The organism is Pseudomonas tehranensis (assembly GCF_014268615.1).
Taxonomy (GTDB): domain Bacteria; phylum Pseudomonadota; class Gammaproteobacteria; order Pseudomonadales; family Pseudomonadaceae; genus Aquipseudomonas; species Aquipseudomonas tehranensis.
Window position 1 is genome coordinate 1 of the sequence record NZ_JABWQV010000486.1, and the last position, 710, is coordinate 710.

At 57.9% G+C, this 710-nt stretch carries 1 protein-coding gene; it reads left to right on the forward strand.

The features are described from left to right. Window positions 1-256: 256 nt before the first annotated feature. A complete protein-coding gene (locus HU811_RS27100; RefSeq protein ID WP_189674248.1) occupies window positions 257-640 on the forward strand; it encodes a DUF6124 family protein in 384 nt (127 codons plus the stop codon). The last annotated feature ends 70 nt before the right edge of the window (window positions 641-710 follow it).

The following is a 710-nucleotide window of genomic DNA, read 5'->3' on the forward strand; positions in this document are numbered from 1 at the left end:
AGCGGGAGCAAGCTCCCTCGCCACGGGGTTTGCGGTGGGGCGGAAGGGAGCATAAATCATTCAGGTACGTCGGAAGGATCCGCTCTCCAGAACGAAACATCCGACAAGTTTTTAAGGTTGTCCCTCGGAAATGCGCTCTCTAACCTTTTGCTGTCGCTGCGAAACAGCGGCCGGGAGTGGGAACCCGAATTAATAGGTCGTAAGCCTCACGACCATAACGGCAAGTGATGGCTCCAATTTCATCAGGAGCATGCACATGAACGAAGGAAAGACTGAACCGAACTTCAACAGAACAAATCCAGTGACGGATTTCGACGCCATCGAAGACCTACTCAAAGACCGCGCCGCCGCCGAGCGCGCTCTCGATCATTACCTCAATCCAAAAAAACCAGAACCCAGCACCGACCCCCGTATCGACAGCCTGTTTTCCGTCACCGCCAAAGCCGACGCTGACACGCTGCTGACCAGCACCGCCGAAACCCTGGCTTCGGTAAAAGCCATGGCTGAGGACCTGGCCTTCGAGGTGGAGGGCACGCGGCGCAGTGTGGCGTTGGGGATTCATCAGTTGGTGGAGTTGTGCCAGTTGCTGGTGGATAAGGCGTTGGATCAATTGGAGGCGCCGGCCAGCCCAGCACCGTAATCACCCTGTGGCGAGGGCGCTTGTTCCCGGTGGGGTGCGCCCGTAGGAGCTGTCGAGTGCAACGAGGCTG